At 54.8% G+C, this 22454-nt stretch carries 19 protein-coding genes; 6 read left to right on the forward strand and 13 right to left on the reverse strand.

Features of this window, described 5'->3' with window-relative positions:
- Positions 1-241 precede the first annotated feature (241 nt).
- The gene (locus G7Y44_RS07215) at positions 242-1132 is read left to right on the forward strand and encodes a class I SAM-dependent methyltransferase (RefSeq protein ID WP_165248676.1); all 891 of its coding nucleotides are present in this window, start codon (positions 242-244) and stop codon (positions 1130-1132) included.
- A gap of 53 nt (positions 1133-1185) precedes the next feature.
- Here the strand turns inward: G7Y44_RS07215 and G7Y44_RS07220 are convergent, their stop codons facing one another.
- From G7Y44_RS07220 to G7Y44_RS07230, 3 genes are all read right to left on the reverse strand, one after another.
- On the reverse strand, positions 1186-2391 hold the full coding sequence (locus tag G7Y44_RS07220; RefSeq protein ID WP_165248678.1) for a DUF1648 domain-containing protein: 1206 nt from the start codon (positions 2389-2391) through the stop codon (positions 1186-1188).
- Between the two features lie 14 nt (positions 2392-2405).
- A complete protein-coding gene (locus tag G7Y44_RS07225; protein WP_165248680.1) occupies positions 2406-2975 on the reverse strand; it encodes a GntR family transcriptional regulator in 570 nt (189 codons plus the stop codon).
- A 111-nt stretch (positions 2976-3086) separates the two neighbouring features.
- Positions 3087-3482: a molybdenum cofactor biosynthesis protein MoaE gene (locus G7Y44_RS07230; protein ID WP_165045687.1), complete on the reverse strand. Its 396-nt coding sequence runs from the start codon at positions 3480-3482 to the stop codon at positions 3087-3089.
- Positions 3483-3669: 187 nt separating this feature from the next.
- On the opposite strand from G7Y44_RS07230, the gene mobB reads away from it, so the two are divergent.
- On the forward strand, positions 3670-4977 hold the full coding sequence (gene mobB, locus G7Y44_RS07235) for a molybdopterin-guanine dinucleotide biosynthesis protein B (RefSeq protein WP_165248682.1): 1308 nt from the start codon (positions 3670-3672) through the stop codon (positions 4975-4977).
- A gap of 21 nt (positions 4978-4998) precedes the next feature.
- Here mobB and G7Y44_RS07240 read toward each other — a convergent pair whose 3' ends face one another.
- Together G7Y44_RS07240 and G7Y44_RS07245 are read right to left on the reverse strand one after the other, a co-directional pair.
- Positions 4999-6267 (reverse strand): peptidase U32 family protein, encoded by a 1269-nt coding sequence (locus G7Y44_RS07240; protein ID WP_241159221.1) that lies wholly within the window; start codon positions 6265-6267, stop codon positions 4999-5001.
- Between the two features lie 10 nt (positions 6268-6277).
- Entirely contained in the window at positions 6278-9109 is a 2832-nt protein-coding gene (locus G7Y44_RS07245; RefSeq protein WP_165248684.1) for a bifunctional diguanylate cyclase/phosphodiesterase, read from the reverse strand.
- Positions 9110-9327: 218 nt separating this feature from the next.
- Here G7Y44_RS07245 and G7Y44_RS07250 point away from each other — a divergent pair, with 218 nt between their 5' ends.
- The 3 genes from G7Y44_RS07250 (at position 9328) to G7Y44_RS07260 (ending at position 10306) form a co-directional block, all read left to right on the forward strand.
- On the forward strand, positions 9328-9603 hold the full coding sequence (locus G7Y44_RS07250; RefSeq protein WP_165248686.1) for a hypothetical protein: 276 nt from the start codon (positions 9328-9330) through the stop codon (positions 9601-9603).
- A 155-nt stretch (positions 9604-9758) separates the two neighbouring features.
- Positions 9759-10010, forward strand: coding sequence for a type II toxin-antitoxin system Phd/YefM family antitoxin (locus tag G7Y44_RS07255; protein WP_165045679.1), 252 nt, complete (start codon positions 9759-9761; stop codon positions 10008-10010).
- A 2-nt stretch (positions 10011-10012) separates the two neighbouring features.
- The gene (locus G7Y44_RS07260) at positions 10013-10306 is read left to right on the forward strand and encodes a Txe/YoeB family addiction module toxin (protein ID WP_165045677.1); all 294 of its coding nucleotides are present in this window, start codon (positions 10013-10015) and stop codon (positions 10304-10306) included.
- Positions 10307-10473: 167 nt separating this feature from the next.
- On the opposite strand, the gene G7Y44_RS07265 is transcribed toward G7Y44_RS07260, so the two are convergent.
- The gene (locus tag G7Y44_RS07265; protein WP_165045675.1) at positions 10474-10767 is read right to left on the reverse strand and encodes a type II toxin-antitoxin system RelB/DinJ family antitoxin; all 294 of its coding nucleotides are present in this window, start codon (positions 10765-10767) and stop codon (positions 10474-10476) included.
- Between the two features lie 515 nt (positions 10768-11282).
- On the opposite strand from G7Y44_RS07265, the gene G7Y44_RS07270 reads away from it, so the two are divergent.
- Positions 11283-14846, forward strand: coding sequence for a PAS domain-containing hybrid sensor histidine kinase/response regulator (locus tag G7Y44_RS07270; protein WP_165248688.1), 3564 nt, complete (start codon positions 11283-11285; stop codon positions 14844-14846).
- Positions 14847-15003: 157 nt separating this feature from the next.
- Here the strand turns inward: G7Y44_RS07270 and cysS are convergent, their stop codons facing one another.
- The 7 genes from cysS to G7Y44_RS07300 all read right to left on the reverse strand — a co-directional run.
- Positions 15004-16533, reverse strand: coding sequence for a cysteine--tRNA ligase (cysS, locus tag G7Y44_RS07275; protein ID WP_165248690.1), 1530 nt, complete (start codon positions 16531-16533; stop codon positions 15004-15006).
- Positions 16534-16537: 4 nt separating this feature from the next.
- Complete coding sequence (cysE, locus tag G7Y44_RS07280) at positions 16538-17251, reverse strand: serine O-acetyltransferase (protein ID WP_165045667.1); 714 nt, start codon at positions 17249-17251, stop codon at positions 16538-16540.
- Between the two features lie 95 nt (positions 17252-17346).
- On the reverse strand, positions 17347-17859 hold the full coding sequence (gene ispF, locus G7Y44_RS07285) for a 2-C-methyl-D-erythritol 2,4-cyclodiphosphate synthase (RefSeq protein WP_165045665.1): 513 nt from the start codon (positions 17857-17859) through the stop codon (positions 17347-17349).
- A gap of 58 nt (positions 17860-17917) precedes the next feature.
- Positions 17918-18766 carry a 2-C-methyl-D-erythritol 4-phosphate cytidylyltransferase gene (ispD, locus tag G7Y44_RS07290; RefSeq protein ID WP_165045663.1) on the reverse strand — a complete coding sequence of 283 codons (849 nt, stop codon included), beginning with the start codon at positions 18764-18766 and terminating at the stop codon, positions 17918-17920.
- Between the two features lie 83 nt (positions 18767-18849).
- Positions 18850-21417 (reverse strand): ATP-dependent Clp protease ATP-binding subunit, encoded by a 2568-nt coding sequence (locus tag G7Y44_RS07295; protein WP_165248692.1) that lies wholly within the window; start codon positions 21415-21417, stop codon positions 18850-18852.
- A 173-nt stretch (positions 21418-21590) separates the two neighbouring features.
- A complete protein-coding gene (locus G7Y44_RS10485) occupies positions 21591-21719 on the reverse strand; it encodes a hypothetical protein (protein ID WP_255464354.1) in 129 nt (42 codons plus the stop codon).
- Positions 21720-21867: 148 nt separating this feature from the next.
- Positions 21868-22454, reverse strand: a 587-nt coding sequence (locus G7Y44_RS07300; RefSeq protein WP_165248694.1) for an IS1634 family transposase, incomplete at its 5' end; no start/stop codon positions are given.

Consider the following 22454-nt stretch of genomic DNA (forward strand, 5'->3'; position numbering starts at 1 on the left):
GGACGTCGCGCAAGCGCATACAGCAACACTACAGGCGCACTGCAACAACCGTTGGTGTACCATAGAAGCAAAACCTGCTGCTACAGCGGCGCGCAAGGGAAACACTGATTAAGGCCGTTTTGCTCTGCGTTTCCCAAGGAGCCGCAATGCGGCAGACGCGCAGCTTGACTGACTGGGCAGCCCGTAACACATGCACGCGGCAGGCTCACTACATGAGAGTCGCAACCGATGGAGGATTCCCATGCAAAACGATGTCCCTTTACTCATCGAAGCCGATTGGAGCAACGACTGGAAACACTATCAGGCACTTCGTCGTAGATCCGACAACGCTGCGTTTTGGGATGAGCGTTCAAAAACATTCACCACAAAAGACGCCCCAAGCGCCTACATTGAAGCGTTCCTGCGTTTGGCGGATATCCAACCGGGCAACACAGTGTTTGACATGGGATGTGGAAACGGCGCGCTTGCCCTGCCGCTAGCGCGGGCGGGACACGCGGTAATTGCCGCCGACTTCTCGCGCGGCATGCTTGACATTTTGCGCGCCACACAGGCCACAGAACATCTTGATGGCATCACCACTGTACAAATGAGCTGGGAAGATGATTGGGAGTTGTTCGGAATTGGGAAAAAGTCAGCCGACGTGTGCATTGCCAGTAGATCGCTTGCCGTTGCCGATCTGCGCGATGCACTGCTCCGCCTAACCGCCGTTGCTCGCAAGCGCGTGTGTATAACGCTAGCAACGGGTGCCTCGCCGCGCACTGACGAGCGGGTACTGCGCGCTATCGGGCTGCACGCGCGGGTGGGACGCGACTACCAATATGCATTTAACATCCTAGCCAACGAGGGTATACAACCCACGGTAAGCTATATCGACAGCACACGCACCGACACGTTTGACAACTTCAATGCGGCATACCTCAACTTCAAGCGCATGATTGCCGACGCCACAGCACACACCGCAAGTGATACACAGCGCGAGCACGCCCTTCCCCGCTTACAAGAATGGTTACGAGATAACCTGGTACCCAACGAGCACGCTGGCGAACCCGACGAAAAAGGACGACCTCAGGCGGCGCTTCGTCTTGCGATACCACGAACGCTTCGTTGGGCGTTTTTGTCGTGGGAAGTGTAAGTCGGAGAAACGCCGCTCAAGCCGCTCAATCCTGCAAGCGCTCAACTCTCACGTTATGTAATGGCGAAGCACAGCACCACAAACAACACAAGCAGCAGCACAAACCCCCCAATGAAGGCCCACGCTGCAGGACGTGCGAAGTTCATGGTCCAGCCGATACCGAAACGCTCGGGTAGCCACAGGCTAGCATCGTCGGGATTGAAGTAGAAGATGCCGAGTTTCCAGTGCGCATCGTCGTCGAAGAGCATGAGAGACATGTCGGTATCCGAGATGCCCGAACCTGCACTCACCAGGGCGCCCGCCGCCACACTCGTTCTGGCAGCGCCTGCAGCCTCCATGTGTTTGAACAAGCGCGACCCGTTCTGTCCGTAAACCACTGCCAAAATGAGGGCGCCTATCACGCTGGGCACACACGCCATGCAAATGATGGCCGCCGCTGCATTGAGCGTGATGAAGCCCACTGCCGACGCCATGAACGCAACGCCGAGTGTCAGCGAGAGAATCAAGCCACATGCCAACAGTAAGATACTCTGCGCACGGACGAACAAGCCGTACGCGAGCGCTGAGGTCATAGGCGCGCTAGGGTTGGTCGGACGTTTCGAGCGCGTCATCGACCAGTGACACAGCACGAACGTCACGCAAAGAAATACGATCACTATGAGGGGAAACGAAACCGACCAGGGGCTTTTCGGGCTGTAATCATTCACGTTACCCGCAAAGTCGGCGTGCATAGGAATCATGTCGGGCATAAGGGGATACCACATCACACCGAGTGCGGCCACGAAAAGCATAACAGGCAGGTAGAGCAAGTTCCACGCCAGCGACACGGGGCCAGGGATATCGCCCTCCGCCACGAGGGCCGCCGCCTGCTGGCGCGGCGCATGCCAGCCGCGCTCACGCTTGATCGCCATCACCCGACGGCGATTGCGTAGCATGAGGCCAAACGACACCGCTATAGGGATAAGCGCCAGAAGCGCGATTGCACCAATGAGCACGTTAGCATCGGCCTCAGAGTAACTTGCTCGAGTAAGCGGCACCGTCGCAAGAGCGGCGAGAAACGTGAAGACGACCGTCAGAGCAGCAACCGTGTACGCATAACGGCTCTTCAGCGCCTTGATTTGAGGGTCAGCGTGCGCGCTTTCGGGAACAGTTACCGCGAAACATTCGCGCTTGGGCATGAGATAAGGAGTCGCCGCCATAAGACCGCCCGTGAGCGGCACCGTAAGAACGATCAGAGCAAGGGGAAAGAAGGTTTCCATAGAAAGATCCTTCGCTAAGCAGAGGGAACGAAAGGAGCAGAAGATGCGGTGGAACCACCTGCAGAACAAGATCTTCCTGTACCTGTGAAACCAACCGCACCCATACCAGCGTTCGTACCCGTGCTGACCAGGCAGTTGCCTTCCGCGTCTACCCTCAGTACACCCACGTCACGTCGAGCGCCTGCAATACCAGGATCTGCGAACGCTTCGGCTGCTGCGCGTGTTGCGAGCTCGGAGAACTTCTGTGCCGAACCGCCACGGGCCTTGTACTCAAGCGCAAGCGACTGCAGTGTCTGAACAAGCGCCTCTTCGGTATCCGCTCGACGCATAGCCGACGCCGCATGCGCCTCATCAGCCACGTACGCGCCGCTACGACCGCGCATCACAAGGTAACCCTCGTCGCGCAGTACGGCGTATGCCTTGTTCACCGTATGCAAGTTGATACCCAAATCGCTCGCCAACCGGCGAACGCTCGGCAACCCATCACCTGCCAGTAGCTCACCGCGCGCAATGGCCGCTACAATCTGGTTGCGAATCTGCATGTACAGCGGTTCGCATGACGTTTGATCGATGCGCAGGATCACAGATGTTCCTCTCCTTTCCCGCCGCACACATACAACGTACAGGCGAACTTCGCCGCGCAGGCGCCTCATTACCCTAGCTGTTATGTTCACACTATAACAGCTAGAACAAAGCTACGCCATAATTTCCTTTTCCACCACCAGCTCGCTTTTGATCTTACCTACAAGCCGCTGCAGCGCATCGATACAATGCGGGCGAATGTCAGCACCAACTAGCACATACATGATGGAGTCGCCCACGTTTAGCGCGCCTTCATTCATCCATACGCGTACGTAGTACACGCCTTCCCAGGAAAGCGCCTCATTAATGGCAGCGTCAAGACCTTCCGCATCGTAGGAAAACTCTATCTGGGCAACCTCACCCAAGCCTTCCACACCTTCACGTACCTGGGCTTTCGGTGTTGTGCGCACCACGCCGTTATGCACAAGGAACATGCCGCATTTGTCGGCGTTCGGACTCAGCTTCGCCTCGGCGAGCCACTGATCGAGAGATGGTTGGGGCTTAGTCATGATGTTCTCCTTGTCGTCTGACAACGCGCGGAACCGATCCGTAACCGATCCGCAACAAATTATCCTCAATTCACTATACTTCATTCCCACCATTTCCTACCCCACTTGCACGCGAATGCTATACTTTCCGCCGGGGAAACAAAGCCGGACAAAACCGGAACGCATCCAACGCCATGAAAGGGGAACCATGGACATCTTGAGCCCTGCGATTTCTATCGTCGGCCGGCACAACTCGGGAAAAACCACGCTGATAGAGAAGCTTATCGCCGAGCTTGTGTTGCGCGGGTTGGACGTGGGCAGCGTGAAGCACCATGGGCATGTGGGGTTCGACATCGATATCCCCGGCAAGGACTCCTACCGGCACCGCGCGGCGGGCGCAAGCGAAACCGTCATTGCCGCCCCCGGCAAAATCGCGCGCGTAAAAACCACCGACGGCGAAACCGAATGTCTGGACATCGTGCGCAGCATGCCCAATCACGACATCGTTATCGTCGAAGGCTACCGTAAAAGCGCGCTTCCTACCATCGAAGTGATGCGGGCCGACAACCCCGCTGACGAGCGCGTAGCCGAGGCGTTCGCTGAATGCGTGCGCAAGGGTCTGCCCTTAAGCGCCGACTTCGTGCAGATGGCGCGCAACGCGAAACTGGGCATCACCCATTTTCAGGCACCTTTGTCATCCGACACAGCACTACACGACACTGCTCAGTACGACCCCAGCGAAGACTTCGCAACCAAAATGCCCACTGCGGCCACTGTCGCTGTGGTTACCGACATCGAACAAGCACGCACTGCCGCAGAATCATGCGGTATTCCTGTATTCGATTTGAGCGACATAACCGAACTCGCCGACTTTGTACAGGCTAGCTTCGTGCGTCCCAAGTTAAGCATCGTCATTCAAGCGGGTGGCGAAAGCCGCCGCATGGGACAAAGCAAGGCTACCGTACCGTTTTTGGGGCGTCCGCTCATCTGCCGGCTGGTAGAGCGGTTAAGCCCGCTGGCCGACGAGCTGATCATCACCACAAACGAACCGGAGAACTTACACTTCCTCGCTAATGACTTCCCTGAACTCAACATCCACCTGGTGCGCGACGTTTTCGACACGCGCGGCGCACTGCTTGGCCTATACACTGCACTGCATGCTGCAACAAACCCGCTGGTTGGCGTCGTGGCGTGCGATATGGCATGTGCGTCCGCTCGCCTGATCTGCGCTGAAGCACTCGACCTTATTCAGTCCGGAGCCGACGCAGCGGTGCCGCGCAACCAGTACGGCTACGAGCCCTTCCATTCGGTGTACCGCCGCGACACGTGCCTGGCAAGCGTTGCCGAACTGATCGATTACGGACACACGCGCGCAAGCGACCTGTTCGGCGTCATTAACGTGAATGAATTCACTATGGACCGCGTACGCGAAGCGGAGCCGGAAGGTTGGTGCTTCGTGAACGCGAACACCCCCGATGAACTGCACCTCCTAGAAAAGGTGCTTTTGAAAGCATAGTGCGAACAAAGCTTAGCCCGCCTAGCTATCCTCGATTCGCACCCGCAGGAAATCACCTGGTTCACACGGAATAGGCGAGGTAAACGAGTAGGAATCCATGGCTCGGTTCGCTACATCAACCGCCTGAGCACGCGGATTCGGATGATCGTCGGTAGGCGTAGGCAACCAGTGCAGACCGCTCACAGTGAAACGTTCGATCGGTCGTGACGGCGTGACCAACTCAACAACTTGCCCTTCATAGAATCGGTTATGACACGTTGTTGTAACCGTATAGGCTGTGGCGGAATCGCTCATCGGTTCGCACGATGTCACCGTGGCCACATGCAGGCATTCCTTCACATAGCCGTCGCGCTCAAGCGTTTGGTCGGGTTCGCCAAAGTAGAACCCCGTGCCGTACGGCCGATGAGATATCGCGTACAAGTCGGCTTCTGCCTCGGCAGGGTCGGCACCGTCCATTACCTGGCGGTATGCATGCACCACCGTGGCCACGTAGGCGGCTTTCTTGTTGCGACCTTCAATCTTAAACGACGACACGCCCGCACAAGCCAAGTCATCGAGGTAGCGAAGCATGTTCAAATCCTTAGCATTGAGCACATAGCTACCGCGTGCGTCCTGCTCAAGCGTGTAGTACTCGCCTGGACGCTTCTCTTCGACCAGCTCGTAACTCCACCTACACGACTGAGAGCAGTGCCCCTTGTTGCCACTTCTGCCCGTCATCGCCGCCGATAGCAGGCAGCGTCCTGAATACGCCACGCACATGGCACCGTGCACGAATGCCTCAAGCTGCAAGTCATCGGGCACGTCGCGGCGCATGCGAGCAATATCGGCTACGCTCATCTCGCGAGCGCACACCACGCGCCGCGCACCCAAGCTATACCACACGCGCGCCGCTTCGGCGTTGCACACGCTCGCCTGCGTACTCACGTGGATGTCAACCCCTGGCGCACTGCGGCGCGCAACAGCGAGCGCCCCCAAATCGCTCACAATGAACGCATCAGCCCCCGCTTCAGCGAGTGCAGCGCAATAGCTAGGCAGCGCCGCAATATCGTCGGCATCCATGAGTGTGTTCAGCGTCACGTGCACGGAAACGCCTCGTGCATGCGCGTAGGCGATGGCGTCCGGCAACTCATCAAGCGTGAAATTCTGGGCGCGTTGGCGCATACCGAACCGGTCGGTGGCTAAATACACCGCATCGGCACCAAAGCGTATCGCTGCACGTAACTGCTCCATACCACCCGCCGGCGCGAGTAGCTCCACGCTTTTCAGCCCTACGTTTTTCACCTGCGCCACGTTCTTACCCTCATGCTTCCCAGTTCGCACGGCAGAACTCCACAAACCCCTCGATCGAAACAGGTTTGGTGGCGAAGTACCCTTGGTAGCAGTCGCCTCCTAAAGTAGCCACCAAATCGAGCTGCTCCTGTGTCTCAATACCCTCCACGCAGGTGCGCAGGCCCGCTTTCCGAGCGCTTTGTATGATAGTCTCCAGCAGAGTGAGACTCTTCTCGTCAGTCAGCGCGCTTAAAAGAAACACCCGGTCAACCTTTAGTTCATCAACGGGAAGCTGAAGCAGCAGCGCCAAAGATGACATACCCGTTCCAAAATCATCAAGAGCAATGGAAACGCCACGGGAACGGAAGAATCGTAGCTCGTCTTCAAGGAAAGCCGGGTCCAAACGCCGACATCGCTCCGTGAGTTCCAGGCAAAGGCGTTCAGGTGCACATCCCTCGTCCGCTAGGGTATTAAGGACGTCTTCCCTGAAGCCATCATGTTTTAGTTGGGTGTCCGCGATGTTCACGTTCAGAATAAAATCCGAATTAACCTGGCGCAAAGGCTCGGTTTCTCGTATTGCCTGACGGAGAATCCAGTTCCCTACCGGGATAAAGGCAGGGTTGTTCTCGAGCCACGGGATGAAGCTGTCCGGCGGCACGACGCCGTACGGTTCCTGCTTCCAGCGCAGCAGCGCCTCCGCACCAATCACCTTCCCAGTTGCAAAAGACACAATAGGCTGGTAGCACACAAAGAAGTTCCGACAGCCCTCCACAGCACTCCGGTGTATTTCTGCATGCAGCTGAATGTTCTCGGCATTGATAATCTGCTTGATGTCTTCGCTAAAAACCAGCTCATTGCGATAGTTTTCCAGCGACTGCTCCATGGCGTAGATGAGGCTGCTCCGCACAACGTGCTCATTGCGGGGATGCTGGGGGTCTAACCGCACGGCACCGCCATATATCCGCAACGGAATCCGCAGGTCGTTGATTTGAATGTCGCTTTCCGCCACGTGACGAAGCTGGTGGAAGAGCTTGCGCGTTTCATCTTGGTCGGCATCGTATAAGTAGAAAGCGAACTTCGCGCCCTCTAGGCGAAACACCTGCCCCTTACCCGCAACAAGATCGCGAAGCTCAATGCCGAAGAGCCGCAGGACCTGATTTCCACCTTCTTGCCCGTACATGGCGTTGATGTGCCGGAAATGCTCGATTCCCACTTTGACCACACAAGCGCGGGTTCGCTCTTCGATCAGCCGGTGAATGCTTTTGGCGAACTCCGCATTCACATGCAAGCTAGTGACGGGATCTACCTCATCAATGATGCCGTGGTTGACGATCGTACCAGCAAACAAGTCGGGCTTTATACCATCACCTTTGAGCACCACACCCCGGCACGTGCAGACGACGTATTCCCCCAAGCGGTTCTTCACCCGGTACTCAAGCTCGTGTACATGCTTGCGCCCAGTTATAATTTTCTCGATGTCATCGTGGAACATTTGCCGATCTTGCGGATGAATGCGAGATTCCCAAATGTCGTTTGCTTGGTACATATACTCACCCGGCAAGTCAAAGTAACTTACCGCAGTTGGCGACCAGCGGGACACCCCCGTGCTCATATTGAAAAGATAAAGGTAGCTGCGCTTTGAGGTGCTTGCGTAAGCGATAAAAGCACGGTCTTCCAACTCGCTTGTATCCAACACCTCCAAAGCCGACTCCTGGCTTGCCGCAAGCGCTAGAGCGGGAGATGCCGTACTCTCTTGCGATGCGGCATGCGGAATGGGGCCGTGCTTAATCTTGTTGCGCTCCTTATTGTAATGCAAAGTAGAGGCCGCTGCCTGCTCAGCATCGTGTACGCTTTCACGAGCGGGGTCGAAGCGAGCGTATCCTAAAGAAACATGCGGAAGTCGCGGGTCTTCCTCACGACGTGTGTTCAGGGCTGCGAGGAATTGCTCATTAAGCGTGGTCGTAGCGGCCTTATCTGCATCGAGGATCACACAGAACTCATCATCGTTAACGCGGCCGCACTTACCGTGTTGCCCGTAAACCTTTCGGATCGTGTTGCCAACCACCTGAAGACACTGATCTCCGTAGGCACGCCCGTGCTCTTCGTTGACAGCTCTGAAGGAGTCGATATCGAGCAGCAGGATTGTTGCAGGCCTGCGCAGCCGGGCCAACAGGTTCTCGCAGCTGGTGCGGTTGAGCAACATTGTTTTCACATCGACGCGCTGAAGCATATCGTTGTAAAAAATGTAGAGCAGCGTAACGATGATCGCAACCGTAAGCCACGCAGACTTGACACTTTTGTCCACCTGATTCGCGGCAACGCCAAACAACAAAAAGCCTAGCATCAGGATGAGCATCACCTTGTTCTTTCCCTGATACTGACGGCTGACGCGATACCCAACCCACAGCACGTAAATAGCACCGCCCAGGTAGGTTATTAGGTAGATCCAATAAAGCGGGCCGTGGCGAAACACACCGTCGGCGTCCACGTAGTAGATAAAGCCTCCGAAGGCAGATAAAACCTCTAAGGCAGTGTGAACAATAAGAATGCCAGGGAACCACCAGTTTCGCGCAGGCGCGTGAGCCGCTGGTTGCAAAGCCGCAGCGCACATGAACGGGACAACGGGCGTCACCGTGAGCTCAACCATCTTCGTCCATACGATAACTTCGCGGTATTCCCCACCGAAGGTACCAGCCACACTTCCCGACCATTCCGCGAGAATACCTAAGATAACGCTGGAGAAAAGAAGTAGGAACTGACCTTTCTTGTCCTTAGAGAACATGTCGTTCGTGTTCGCCATGAACGCAAGCAGCGCCATGAGAAGCACGACTTCCGAAACGATAACTGTGTAGAAACTCAGCATCGAATGCGACACCTCCAGCACTCTCCTGCTCCTGCTGTGAGCTTTCGCTCATGCTCACAGTGAAATATGATAGCCGATCGAAGCTCGCCATGCGATACGCAACGAGGAAAAGACCGGGGGACGACACTCACCGACAAGCAGGCGAACAACTTGACTTGGTTAATATACTGCTTATAATAACATGTAAATATACATGTTATTAAGGTGGTGCTTTACCAATGACCATAACAATCCCTCTCGATACCATGGTCCCTATCAGCAAGTTTGGCCGCGGAGGCGCAAGTCGCGAGTTCGCAAAGGTGGCAGATGGTGTACCCGTAACGGTACTCAGAAATAGCGAACCTGCCTATTTCATCGTAAATGCCCATGACTACCGCGCTTTTCGAGAGAACGAGGTTAGGCTTGCTAACCTGGAAGCTCGACAGCAGGCACTTACGGGCGAGGGTGAAAGCTTCAGCTCGATAGAGGATCTGATGGCGGATCTTCATGCTTAGATCGCTTCGCCGCACTCAAGTTTAATTCCAGCATCCAGAAACAATCGCACAAATGATTATTTGGCGGCGTGATAGCACTTACTTGAGCAAGTGCTCTTGACGTACGTTATAGCGTACGTTATGGTGGGAATCAAGAATTCAGGAAGGAGCCCACCATGACCTCCATTACGGCAACGGCGTTTCGGCAGAACATGTATCAGACCATCGCCCAGGTCAATGCCAACTGTGCGCCCATCACCATCACCAATAGCAAGGGGAAAGGCGCTGTACTCATTGGAGAGGACGATTGGGCGGCTATCGAGGAAACGCTCTACCTTGCAAGTATTCCCGGAATGAGCGAGTCTTTGCAGGAAGGACTGGTAACCAGTCTCGACGATTGCCTGACCGAAGATGAACTTGAGTGGTAGTTATGTACCACGTGAAGTTCACTAAGCAGGCGGCCAAAGATGCGAAAAGGCTGAAGGCGGTCGGTCTCGACAAGAAAGCAAAGCAACTCATTGAAATAGTCCGGCGTGATCCGTTTCAAAACCCGCCTTCATACGAGGCTCTCGTTGGCAACCTTAGTGGCCTATACTCCCGGCGTATCAACTTACAACATCGATTTGTCTACCAGGTGATTCCTGAAACCATCGAAGAGGATGGGCAGCGGTTCGACGGCACGATAAAGGTCGTTCGTATGTGGTCACACTACGAAGGGCTTTAGAACTGCGCCTCGACTTGTGACACGTCGATTTCTCCAGACATGAGCTTTGGGAGTATTCTTTGCTATCAGGTTTATAACTGTATTCAGCTTCGCAATGTCAGCATGTCTTTTCAATAGTCGCTTGATGTCGCGAGCAAATGACGGAAGAGGTTCAATCTCAAGCGTGCTCACTCGTCTATCTCGCTTTCGAGAAACGCAAACATTTCTTCCGCAGAATTGAAGCTATGACCAGTGCCCCCTTTTGCGATGATCTCTTCTGCCTCCTTCATGGCAGCGAGCGTTTCCTCATTGGGTATTTCATTCGAATAGCCAAGATCAAGCGGAATGGCGTGATCGCGAACCATCTGCTTGTAAAACGCCCTGGTGACTCCAGAAAGATCGAAGCCGTAGTATTCGGCAACCGCCGAGGCGTCACGCTTCAGATCGCTGTCTATTCTCATGGTTAACGTTGCGGCAGCCACAATGTCCTCCTTCTGCGCACTGACAAGTATATAATAACGTATGTACAGTCAATGACAAGCAAAGAGTGCTCACGCCGCCAAATAATCATCTATTCGAACAAGCTCGTATTCGTAAGAACCAGGCATCAAAGGCCGCCTTTCCTCTTAACTTCCCCTGTAAAACCGGAGAAGATTCTCGAATACTTGCCATTCTATCCAATTTGAAACAAACGCTGCTTGGGGACTTTTATAAAGCGAAGGATGACGCCGAGATTGGAGGTTATGCGCGAGCGCAAGAAGAGGGGACGCTCCCTCAGCAAGTTCCAATACCGTCTTGTGGGCGGTGCAGCTGGCGACACGCTCGGGTTCACCGTCGAGTTCATGTCGGGGGGGTCTATAATCGCGGCAATCGCAATTGAAAAATACAGCAGTGACGGAATTCGAAACCGAAAAAAAGACGCGTTTGATACAATGACGGAGGCTTTGCAGAAGAAGCTTCAACGCTCTAAACCTATGAAAAATGCGGGGGCACCTACATGGCAACACGGGAATACGAACTGATCCTGGATTCACTTCAGATGACGGCGGTTTATGTCATCAGGGAGGATAATCATGAGATTTTATACTACAACAAGCGGGTCAGAGAGATTGCGCCGACCATTGAGAATGGCATGGTCTGCCATGAATTGTGGGAGGGCGCCTGCGACAACTGCCCGCTGCTGTATATGGGAGATAAAAACGAAGCTCGCTCGGTAAATTATGGTGATCCCTTTGGTGAGGTTGTAGAGATTGCGGCCACCCGCATTCTCTGGGAAGAAGAGGTTCCGGCGTTTGTTATCGCCGTCACGCCCTACGCGGAGGTGGCCAATCACATTTATCACAAGGTCTTGCGGGGGAATTTGACGACGGACAGCTACATGATCGTGAAAGCTGACGAGGAAGAGATGCAGGAGCTGCGCGGACACATGACCTCTCTCTCCGACTGGTTCCTGGGCGTTTCCCAATGCGGCTATGTCTATGAAGAGGATATCGAGCGATACGAGAGCTTCGTCCGCTTCGACCACGCGAAAGCCGAATTGAAAAAGGGTGTAAAAAAGCTGAGCTGTATCTATCGCCGAAAATATGGAGACACCTACCGATGGCACCATCTGGAGGTAGTTCCGGATTTTGATTATACCGACGACAACCAGAAGGTCATGATCTGCCTGAAGGATATCCACGACGCCTTCAGGGAAGGGCTTGCAAGAGAAGAGGTCAATATCCGCAACCAGGAGATCATCAACGCGCTGGGAGAGACGAACTTTGCGATTTATGTCGTAGACCTACAAACAGGCCGCGTAAACATTGTGCAGGCCACAGAAAAGATCAGACAGAACGTGGACACGGAAAACTCCCTCTGGGACAACACGTTTCAGGGTATCGGCGCCGGCTACATAGCCTCTGAGGATCGGGAGAGGGTGTATACCCAGCTCTCCCTGGAGTCCATGAGAACGGCGTGGGAGAACGGAGAGAAGAAAAAGACCATTCTGTGTCGGGTGTTTTTGTATGGCACCTGGCGATATATCTCCATATCGGCCTATCTGAAAGAAAACAAAAAACAAAGCGGCTACGCTATTCTGACTTTTCAGGATGTGGACGAGCAGACGAAAAGAGACATGGAGCAAAGGCGCAACGACCAAAGAATGGCAGCCATTATCCGATCCAGGTACAGCATATTGAGCACCATCGATCTGGAAACCGGAATCTGCGAGAGGTTCTATCTGCGGCAGGGCGTTGCTGGCAGGCGCGCAGAGGGCGACTATGATTATTATGTCAAAAAGGCCTATAAGGAAACGGTCGTAGAGGCGGACAGAAGAGTGTTCGAAAAGACGTTGTTCCTTGAGAATATCCGAAAGAACGCTGAAACGGTGCAGGATTTTCGGGAGGATGTGTGCCAGTACAGACACCGGGGGGAATCTCCGCTGTGGACCGAGGAACACGTGCTCTACATCCGTCAAGGGGAGAAGACCCTGGTCAACGTATTGGGACGGGATATTACGGCGGAAAAGCTTGCAGAGGAGCAGACCTACCGGGAGTCCATCGAAAAGGCCTCTATTATCAACAGCCTGAGCAGCATGTTCTTCGCCACCTATTATATCAACCTTGAAAATGAGACCCTCAGACCCGTCAGACAGAAGGACGTGGTCAGCCGCGTTTTAGGCGATGAGAGGAACTACACCCAGGCGATCAATCTTTATGCCCAGAACTTTGTCTCTGTCGATGACAGGGAGGAATATCTGGAATATGTCAGTTACTACAGACTGCTGAATACCTTAAGTGTGGAGCATCCGGTGGTTGCCTTCGAATACCGCATGCTGCCCGATCAAAACAACCGCAGGGCATGGATTCGCGCCAGTATCGTATTGGCTGAGACCACAGACGATGGCAGGCCAAAGCGGGCGCTGTATGCGGCGCAGGATGTGACGGAGAGCAAGCTGCGGGAGGAACGTGAGCAGCAGGCGCTGAGAGAAGCCTGCGACGCCGCCAACTACGCCAACGCGGCCAAAAGCGATTTCATGTCGAGAATGAGCCATGACATCAGAACACCCATGAACGCTATTGTCGGAATGACGGCCATCGCGGGAAAGCATCTGGAAGACACTGAGCGTGTTGAAGATTGTCTGAAAAAGATCACAATCTCCAGCCGGCACCTTCTCTCGCTGATCAATGAAGTTCTTGATATGAGCAAGATTGAATCCGGGAAAATCGATCTGATGGAGGAGGAGGTTAATCTCTCTGATCTGATTGGAAGCCTGGTCACCATGATTCGGCCCTCCATGCAGGAAAGAAAACATCACTTTGACGTGCATATTGCGAACGTGGAGCACGAGCGCGTAATCGGCGACACCATGAGACTGCAGCAGATTTTCATGAATATATTGGGAAACGCAGCGAAGTACACGAATCCGGGCGGAACTATTGAAATGGAAATCAATGAGAAGCCGTTCAATACCTATGGCTACGGCTGCTATGAATTTGTTTTCCGTGACAATGGAATCGGTATGAGCAAGGAGTTTCTAGAGAAGCTGTTCGAACCCTTCAGCCGCGCGGAAGACTCCAGGGTAAGCAAGGTCGAGGGCACGGGGCTTGGAATGGCCATCGCGAGGAATATTGCCCGCAGGATGAACGGCGATATCGCGGTGGAGAGCGAGCTGGGCAAAGGCACGACATTTGTTGTAACGCTGATCCTTAAGCTTGTGGAGACGCAGGCGCCTGACACGGAGAAGTTCGCGGACTTGCCGGTGCTGGTGGTGGATGATGATAAAAACGCCGTCGAGACGTCTTGCCTAATCCTTGAGAACATCGGCATGAAGAGCGAATATGCTCTGAGTGGAAGGGAGGCCGTGCAGCGGGTAGGTGAGCGTCACCGAAGAAATCAGGATTATTTTGCCGTGATTTTAGACTGGCAGATGCCGGGAATGGACGGCATCGAAACAGCACGGGCGATCCGCAAAGATGTTGGAGCTGATGTGCCGATCATTATTCTCTCGGCCTATGATTGGAGTGCCGTAGAGGAAGAAGCGCGCCGTGCAGGTGTTAACGGGTTCATTTCCAAACCGCTGTTTAAGTCCCGTCTAGTATATCTATTTAATCAGATCATGGACGACGATGGCGCTAAGGAGCTTACGAAGGAGTCCTCGTTCGCGGACATGAAGCTGGAAGGAAAGAGGATTCTCCTGGTCGAGGATAATGTGCTGAGCCGAGAAATCGCGGAAGATATCATCGGTGAGACAGGCGTGACGGTTGAGAGCGCGAAAAACGGACAGGAGGCCCTGAAAAAGTTCGAAGTGTCGGGCGAGAACTACTATGACATGATCCTCATGGATATCCAGATGCCGATCATGAACGGGTATGAGGCCACTCGGGCCATCAGAAAGCTACCCCGTACGGATGCTACCGAAATTCCGATCATTGCCTTGACCGCGGATGCTTTTTCGGAGGACATTCAGCGCAGTAAGGCTGCCGGTATGAATGAGCACCTTACCAAGCCGTTGGAAATCGACCACCTGATGAGGTGCATAGAGACATGGCTGGGAGACGAAAAGGTTAGCGGAAATTAATGAGCGCTAACGTTACGAACATGTCCGATCAGTGGAAAGAGCATGAAGAAAAAGTCAGATGAGGTATCGTTTCCTTAACCTCATCTGACCTAACAGCACGAACCTGTTCGAATAGAGTCATCCTCCCAGACTGCGCTATTTTAAAAGAGTTCTGTCGTTACGCCATCGACACCCGTGGACCCTGCGGCGTGTCTTCAATCACGAGGCCCAGCGCCTTCATACCATCACGTACCTGATCAGCAACAGCCCAATTCTTCGCCGCACGCGCCTCGGTTCGAGCGGCAAGCAACGCTTGAACCGCTTCAGAAGCGCTGTCTCCCGTATACCCTGCAAGGTCGGCGGCAAGCGCAATCACCTCGGCGGGATACCCATCGCCAGCCGCAGCGTCTTGCGCAGCAGCCACATCGATACCGAACACACCCATGAGCTCAACCACCACATCGCGCACAGAGCGCACCACAGCCACATCGCACGCCGACACGGTCTTGTCGGCAATAGCCGAATTCATGTCGCTCACCAGCGTGAACACCGCACCCAACGCCTCAGGAGCATTGAAATCGTCATCCATTGCCTCGGTAAACGCACGCTTTGCCTGCACGCACGCCACATCCAGCGCCTCAGCGTCGATAACAGATGACACATCGGAATCATCGGAAGTGTGATCGAGCTGCCAATCAACATTGCGCACCGCATTCTCGATGCGAGCAAGCGCCGCATCGGCTTCAGCCAGACGCGCATCCCCGAACACCAGCGGGCTGCGGTAGTGAGTTTGCAGCATAAGCATGCGCAGCGCCTCGGGCCGCACAATGTCCAGTGCGTCGCGCAGCAGCAAGAAGTTGTTCAGCGACTTGCTCATCTTCTCGGCTTCGCCTGTTTCCGCATTGGCTATTTGAAGCATGCCCGCATGCATCCAATAGCGTGCAAACGTGCAACTATACGCAGCTTCGCTCTGGGCCACCTCGTTCTCGTGATGCGGGAACACCAGATCGGCGCCACCACCATGAATGTCAAGCGGAAGCCCCAGGTACTTATGCGACATAGCCGAGCACTCGATGTGCCATCCCGGACGCCCTTGCCCCCACGGGCTTTCCCACGACGGCTCACCTGGTTTGGCAGCCTTCCATAACGCGAAGTCGAGCGGATCGCGCTTGCGGTCGGCAAGACCCTGGCCGTCGGCGCGCAAGTCGCGGTGCCCCCCTTCCATTTCGTCAACATTGCGTCCCGAAAGCTTGCCGTATTCGGGGAAGCTCCGCACGCTAAAGTACACGTCGCCCTCAACCTCATAGGCGCGCCCACTGTCGATAAGACGCTGCACAAGCTTGATCATCTCGGGGATTTCTTCGGTCGCTCGTGGGCGAATGTCAGGGTCGAGCACGCCAGCACGCCGCATATCTGCGATAAAGGCGTCAGTGTATTCACGCGCCACCTCAGCGGCGCTTCGCCCTTCTTGGTTCGCCTTTGCAATGATCTTGTCATCAACATCGGTGACGTTTTGCACGAACGTCACATCGAACCCGCGCCACATAAGATAGCGCCGAATGATATCGAAGCTGATAAACGTCCGTGCGTTGCCTACATGAATATAGTTATACACCGTCGGGCCGCACACGTACATGTGCACCTTCCCCGCCTCACGTGGCTCGAAATCGACTTTCCTCCTCGTCTGGGTGTTGTACAACTTCAACATGGCCCTACCTTTCAGCCTCATTCGTATCTTTCACCGTACCCTCCGCCGCCGTTCGCGCGAGCAGCGCTTCAAGCTGGCTTACGCGCTCTTGAAGATCAGCAATAGCCTTACGGTTGCGATCAGATCGTTCTTCCATGGGGTCGGGCAGATTCTCGTGGCGCAGTTTCGCGTCGTCCTGTTCTGCAGCAACATGCTTGCCATCACGCATGACGATATGCCCCGGAATGCCCACAACCGTGCAGTTTTCCGGAACATCGCGCACCACCACAGCACCGCCGCCCACCTTCGAGTTGTCGCCGATGCGGATGTTACCCAACACCGCCGCACCAACGCCCACCATCACGTTGTTGCCCAATGTCGGATGGCGCTTTCCGCACTCCTTCCCCGTGCCGCCAAGCGTGACACCCTGGTACAGCGTGCAATCATCGCCGATAATGGTGGTTTCACCAATGATCACACCCATGGCATGGTCGATGAAGAAGCGTCGACCAATTTCCGCGCCCGGATGAATTTCAACACCTGTCATGAAACGCGTGAACTGTGACGATATTCGCGCAAGGCTTTTAAGCCCCTTGTTCCACAACCAGTGCTCAATCACATGTGACCAGCGGGCATGCAAACCCGGATAGGTGAGCCAGATGACAAACGAGCTTTGAGCTGCGGGGTCGCGGTCTTTAACCGCCTGCACATCCTCGCGGATGATCTTGAATATGTTCATGAGAATCCTATCTGCATCGGTGCGTAACGTTGTTGCTACCTACGCGCAACGCGCAGACAGCACACCCAAAATGCCGCAGGTTTCCGCGGCACCGGTTAGCTCCGCCGCCCTGTCTGACAGCGGAGCAACATACACACCGCGGTGGCCGAGATGCCCTCTTCGCGGCCCTCGAACCCCAGATGTTCGGTGGTTGTCGCTTTCACGCCCACATTGTCGATCGAAATGCCTAAAGCGCCAGCCAAATTCTTCCGCATCTGCTCGCGATACGGAGACAACTTCGGCGCTTGGGCAGCAATAACGCTGTCAACGTCTAAAATCTCGTAGCCTTGCTCGCGTACGAACTGCGCCACAGAAGCGAGCAACTTGCATGAATCAGCATCCTTATAAGCAGGATCAGTGTCAGGAAAGAGCTTGCCGATGTCGCCGCCGCGCACACCACCAAGCAGTGCGTCAGCTATAGCATGGGTAAGCACATCGGCGTCGGAATGTCCCATAAGCCCACGGCTATGCGGGATATCAACCCCGCCAAGGACGAGACGGCGCCCTTCGGCGAAGGCATGCACATCCATGCCCTGACCTATGCGCAATCTGGAGAAATCTTCCATCATCCCATCCGTTTCATCCTACGTTTGCCCTCACCTAACGAAGGCATTGCCGTACAGGATATCATTTCATCTGCTCGTTGCTCTTCAGAATCGCCGTGCGGACCGCAGCGGCCAACATGAGGTAGTCTTCCGGCACCGTAAGCTTAATATTGTCACGCTTGCCCTCCACCACAAGAACGCGCCCGCCAAGCCGCTCAATGAGCGACGAATCATCGGTTCCCACAAATCCGTCAGACAACGCCGATGCATGAGCCCTTCGGTAAATGCTGGCTCGAAATACCTGCGGCGTCTGTGCATTCCAAAACACACGCCTATCAGGCGTTCCCATAATCACGCCGTTTTCCACCACTTTAAGCGTATCGATGGAAGGATGCGCAACAATAACGCCGTCGGCGTCGATGTTTCCCTTAAGCGTGTTGATGGTGTGCTTAATGCGGTCAGGCGATATAAGCGGCCGAGCACCATCATGCATGACCACGTACTCGTATTCCTCGGGCACGTATTCAAGCCCCGAAAATGCCGATTCCTGCCTGCTCGGACCCGATGGAGCCATAACAATAGGCGTAACGAACGGGAAGGGGTCAACAGCACGCGCCAAATACTCGGACTGGCGTTCTTCGGGGCACACGATAACGATAAGACCCACGTCGCCCACGGCATCAAACGCTTCAGCCGACCAGGTGAGAATAGGCTTGCCCGCAATTTCAACGAGCTGCTTTCCGCCCTCGCGGCCAAAGCGCTCGCCGGTACCACCCGCAAGAATAACCGCTGCGGTTTTCGGATTCTTATCAACCTCGCCACACACGCCATGAAGCGATTGCGCGAGCAAATCAAAATTCAAATCGCTCAGCAAAAGCTCGGGTGCCGATAGCACCTCCGATGAGTACACGGGATCCATCGTCTTTTCCATGGCGCCCACCTTCCGTTGTTTCCCCTTGTCTCACAAGCACGCCGCACACGGGAGACACCCCCTGTGCGCGGCGCACCGTTTCGTTAATCTGCGGCCCCACCGCTGGCTGCACCGCCACCCGACGACGACGCATGCCCTAAATCATACCCGGTCAGCAGCAGCTCGGCTTCGCGAGCAATGCTGTCATGCTTGCGCGGCGCGGGAATACTCCCCTCGCCCGCTGAAAACGCGAGTTTCTCGCCCGACTCGTCCACATCGGCAACGATAACCGAACCGCTTGACCACCTGCCCTCGAGAATTTCTTCCGACAGAGGATCCTCGATAAGACGCTGAATAGCGCGACGCAGAGGACGAGCACCATAAGCAGTGTCGGTGCCTTCCTTGGCAACCAAATGACAGGCGGCATCGGTCAGGTTGATGGTCATGTTCTGCGCGATCAGACGCTCACGTAGATCGCCCACCATCAGGTTCACAATCTGCCCGATTTCTTCGGCCGTCAAACTCTTGAACACGATAATCTCATCAATGCGGTTTAAGAACTCGGGCCGGAAAAGCTTCTTTACCTCGGTCATCACGCGACTCTTAATTTCCTTATCGGAAAGCCCCGTATCGCCGTCGGCAGAAAAGCCCAGGGTCGACGGTTGCGCGATCTCGCGCGCGCCCACATTCGACGTCATGATGATAACCGTGTTGCGGAAGTCGACGCTGCGGCCCTGGGAATCGGTGAGCCGCCCTTCTTCTAGAATCTGCAACAGAATATTGAATACGTCGGGATGCGCCTTTTCGATCTCATCGAACAGTACTACCGAATACGGGCGCTGCCGCACCGCCTTGGTCAGCTGACCACCTTCGTCAAAGCCCACGTAGCCCGGAGGACTGCCTACCAGACGGCTCACACTATGCTTCTCCATGTACTCGGACATATCAAACGATAGAAGCGCATCTTCCGAATTGAAGAGGAACTCGGCAAGCGCCTTAGAAAGCTCGGTTTTACCCACGCCCGACGGCCCCAAGAAGATAAACGAACCTGCGGGGCGTTTCGGATCTTTGAGCCCGCTGCGCGAACGACGAATGGCTTTCGACAGCGCCGTAACAGCTTCATCCTGGCCGATCACGCGTTCATGCAGCACGCCTTCCATGCGCAGCAGCTTCTCGGTTTCGGCTTCGGTGAGATTACTCACCGGCACACCTGTAGTCATAGACACCACATCGGCGATGTCTTCAACTGTCACCTGATGCACCGATTTCGCGGAATCTTCCTCCCAGCGCTTTTCGGCCTCTTCGCGACGTGCTTTAAGATCGGATTCCTCGTCGCGCAGCTGGGCGGCTCGCTCAAAATCCTGCGAGGCAATGGCTTCATCCTTGGCGGCGCGGCACGTGCGCAAACTCTCATCGAGTTCGCGCAGCTCGGGCGGAAGTGTCATGTTGCGAATGCGCATGCGCGCGCCCGCCTCGTCAAGCACATCGATAGCTTTGTCGGGCAAAAAGCGATCCTGAATATAGCGGCTCGACAGCTGCACCGCCGCCTGCAGAGCCTCGTCAGTGAAGTGCACCTGATGATGTGCTTCGTAGCGATCGCGCAGACCCTCCATAATGCGCAGCGCCTGCTCTTCGTTAGGTTCTCCAACGGTAATAGGCTGGAAACGCCGCTCGAGCGCGGAATCCTTCTCGAGATGCTTGCGATACTCTTCAATGGTGGTGGCACCGATTACTTGGATATCACCGCGCGAAAGCGGCGGCTTCAAAATGGCGGCAGCATCGATGGAACCCTCAGCCGAACCTGCACCAATAAGCGTATGCATTTCATCGATGAACAGAATAATGTCGCCCGCGTCCATGACCTCCTTAATGCACTTCTTCAGGCGCTCTTCGAACTCGCCGCGATACTTACTCCCCGCAACAAGCGCACTCACGTCCAACGTAAACAGGCGCTTGCCGCGCAGAATGTCGGGTACCTGATTCGACACGATCAGCTGCGCCAAACCCTCGGCAACGGCGGTTTTTCCTACACCAGGCTCGCCAATGAGCAGCGGGTTGTTCTTTTGGCGACGGGAGAGCACCTGCATAACGCGCTCAATCTCGCCGGCGCGCCCGATAACGGGGTCAAGCTTACCCTCACGCGCCTTCGCCGTTAAGTCGGTGCCGAACTCCTTCAGCATACTGTCAGATGGGGCAGCACCGTCGAAGGGATTGCGTCCGGCATACACCGGGCTTTGTCCTACCAGGTCGTTCAGCGCACCACGAATATCAGTGCCCGACACGCCCAATCGGCCGAGCACGTCAAGCGCCGTGCCTTCACCTTCACGCACAATACCCAGCAGCAGATGCTCGGTGGATATGTAGGATTGTCCCATTTGCATGGCCTCGCGCAGCGAGTTTTCCATGACGCGCTTCACACGTGGGGTGAACGACAAGTGCCCCGACACATCGGTCTCTTCATCAATGGTCACCACCTGACGGATGGCTTGCACCACTGCGTCACGCTTGACGCCTAAACGGTCGAGCGCCTGGGCGGCAAGCCCGTCTTTTTCCTGAATAAGGCCAAGCAGCAAATGCTCGGTTCCCACATATGGCTGATGAAGGCTACGCGCCTCATCCTGAGCAAGCACGAGTACCTTGCGTGCCTTATCCGTGAATTTCTCGAATGACATGCTACCTCTTCTTTCTCACGCGATTGCGGGTACCGACGTGTTTGCCTTGGCTTCGCACGACATGGTACACCCTTGTTTGACCGCTTGTGCACATCGCGCATATCGTACCACTTCGCTTGTTTTGCACGGCGACAGGTTGGTCATATCCTTTGAAAGAGAATGCAGCAACGGCATTACAATTCGGCAACGTCAAGCGGAAACGCACCAAATGGCCGGATATGCACTGTACACACCGTGCAACCGGTCAAAACGCCGTACCTATCCACCAAACCATACACATCCGCCGAATAATCTGCTACCATACCTGACTTCCGAGTTTCGATTTCATTTCTGGTGCTAAGAATTCAACATGGTTTGTAGGTACACTTCGCTTTATCTTCTAAACGTTTTGTGCCCAAGCCATCGGTGTCATCAGGTGGGCGTCCTTCGAACGTGCTTCGGTGTGCGGCACTACTGGGCATTGGGTATGTTGAATTGGCAGTTGACGATGGAATCGATTTGTCCTTTCGTAAGGTAGTAATTGCCCAACGGCAGCCCCGTCATTTTCTCTAACTCGTCGATGATGGGTAAGGACTTGGAGATGTTGACGTATTTGCGCTCAGAGACCTCAACTACACGATAGTTGTGGGCAAGTCTCATTACCTGTTCAGTACAGAAGCGCCCATCTAACACTTTTAGCTGTACGAGCCGCTCTAGCAGCACCGATAGGTAGCAGATAAGAAAATGTCCGGTGATCGACTCGGGCTTTTGCAGATACACGGGTCTCGCGTCAAGTTGGGACTTCATCGCCTTAAAGGATTCCTCTATGCGCCAGAGATTATGGTAGGTCGAATAGATATCAGCATCACTCATTGACATCTCTGAGGTCACAATCATGTTGTAGCCTGCCAGACGGCGTGCTTTCTCGATGGCTGTGTGGTTTAGTGTTGCCACTACCTTTGCATCAGGTTCTTCTCCATTTGAATCAACTGCACTAAAGGTCACAAACTTAGCACTGTCACCATACTCTGACTTTTTGGCCTGCGACAGGCGCAAGC

Origin of the sequence: Adlercreutzia sp. ZJ141, from assembly GCF_011038965.1 — a bacterium.
GTDB lineage: Bacteria > Actinomycetota > Coriobacteriia > Coriobacteriales > Eggerthellaceae > ZJ141.

Excerpts from the sequence above, each read along its gene's own strand:
- G7Y44_RS07215 (WP_165248676.1), top strand. The coding sequence starts at position 242 with ATGCAAAACGATGTCCCTTTACTCATCGAAGCCGATTGGAGCAACGAC.
- G7Y44_RS07220 (WP_165248678.1), bottom strand. The coding sequence starts at position 2,391 with ATGGAAACCTTCTTTCCCCTTGCTCTGATCGTTCTTACGGTGCCGCTC.
- G7Y44_RS07230 (WP_165045687.1), bottom strand. The coding sequence starts at position 3,482 with ATGACTAAGCCCCAACCATCTCTCGATCAGTGGCTCGCCGAGGCGAAG.
- mobB (WP_165248682.1), top strand. The coding sequence starts at position 3,670 with ATGGACATCTTGAGCCCTGCGATTTCTATCGTCGGCCGGCACAACTCG.
- G7Y44_RS07245 (WP_165248684.1), bottom strand. The coding sequence starts at position 9,109 with ATGCTGAGTTTCTACACAGTTATCGTTTCGGAAGTCGTGCTTCTCATG.
- G7Y44_RS07250 (WP_165248686.1), top strand. The coding sequence starts at position 9,328 with ATGACCATAACAATCCCTCTCGATACCATGGTCCCTATCAGCAAGTTT.
- G7Y44_RS07255 (WP_165045679.1), top strand. The coding sequence starts at position 9,759 with ATGACCTCCATTACGGCAACGGCGTTTCGGCAGAACATGTATCAGACC.
- G7Y44_RS07260 (WP_165045677.1), top strand. The coding sequence starts at position 10,013 with ATGTACCACGTGAAGTTCACTAAGCAGGCGGCCAAAGATGCGAAAAGG.
- G7Y44_RS07270 (WP_165248688.1), top strand. The coding sequence starts at position 11,283 with ATGGCAACACGGGAATACGAACTGATCCTGGATTCACTTCAGATGACG.
- cysS (WP_165248690.1), bottom strand. The coding sequence starts at position 16,533 with ATGTTGAAGTTGTACAACACCCAGACGAGGAGGAAAGTCGATTTCGAG.
- cysE (WP_165045667.1), bottom strand. The coding sequence starts at position 17,251 with ATGAACATATTCAAGATCATCCGCGAGGATGTGCAGGCGGTTAAAGAC.
- ispF (WP_165045665.1), bottom strand. The coding sequence starts at position 17,859 with ATGATGGAAGATTTCTCCAGATTGCGCATAGGTCAGGGCATGGATGTG.
- ispD (WP_165045663.1), bottom strand. The coding sequence starts at position 18,766 with ATGGAAAAGACGATGGATCCCGTGTACTCATCGGAGGTGCTATCGGCA.
- G7Y44_RS07295 (WP_165248692.1), bottom strand. The coding sequence starts at position 21,417 with ATGTCATTCGAGAAATTCACGGATAAGGCACGCAAGGTACTCGTGCTT.
- G7Y44_RS10485 (WP_255464354.1), bottom strand. The coding sequence starts at position 21,719 with ATGGTAGCAGATTATTCGGCGGATGTGTATGGTTTGGTGGATAGGTAC.